The sequence below is a fragment of the Vibrio sp. 378 genome, assembly GCF_033339435.1.
This window is the reverse complement of the sequence record NZ_JAWOUO010000357.1, coordinates 1-814: the sequence shown is the minus strand read 5'-3', so window position 1 is coordinate 814 and position 814 is coordinate 1. Positions and strand designations below refer to the sequence as shown.

Annotated in this window: 1 protein-coding gene; it reads left to right on the top strand. The window is 49.9% G+C overall.

Features of this window, described 5'->3' with window-relative positions; translation table 11 throughout:
• A partial coding sequence (aceA, locus tag R7Q48_RS26255) for an isocitrate lyase (RefSeq protein WP_318133122.1) occupies nt 1-814 on the top strand: 814 nt, incomplete at both ends.

Below are 814 nucleotides of genomic sequence, written 5' to 3'. Positions count from 1 at the left end.
GCCGCCAACAAATTGAAGCTCTGGAAAAAGACTGGGCAACGAATCCACGCTGGAAAAACGTAAAGCGTACGTATACTGCAGAAGAAGTCGTAGAACTGCGTGGCTCGATGGTACCAGCAAATACAATCGCACAACGTGGTGCTGATAAGCTGTGGTCACTGGTCAACGGCAGTGCGAAAAAAGGTTATGTAAACTGTCTTGGTGCACTGACAGGTGGTCAAGCCGTACAACAAGCGAAAGCGGGTATCGAAGCGATTTACCTATCAGGCTGGCAGGTAGCGGCAGATAACAACACTGCATCGACTATGTACCCGGATCAGTCGCTATACCCAGTGGACTCAGTGCCATCAGTGGTTAAGCGCATCAACAACTCTTTCCGTCGTGCTGACCAAATTCAGTGGGCGAATGGCAAGTCTCCTGAAGATGAAGGTGGTATTGATTACTTCCTACCAATCGTAGCGGACGCAGAGGCGGGCTTTGGTGGCGTGCTAAACGCATATGAACTGATGAAGTCGATGATCGAAGCCGGTGCCGCTGGTGTTCACTTTGAAGACCAACTCGCTTCGGTTAAAAAATGTGGTCACATGGGCGGTAAAGTACTGGTTCCGACGCAAGAAGCGGTACAAAAACTGGTAGCTGCGCGTCTTGCTGCAGACGTTTCTGGCACAACAACGCTAGTTATTGCACGTACTGATGCGAATGCGGCAGACCTACTAACTTCAGATTGCGACCCATATGATAAAGACTTCATCGAAGGTGAGCGTACTCAAGAAGGCTTCTACCGTGTACGTGCTGGTATCGACCAAGCGATTTC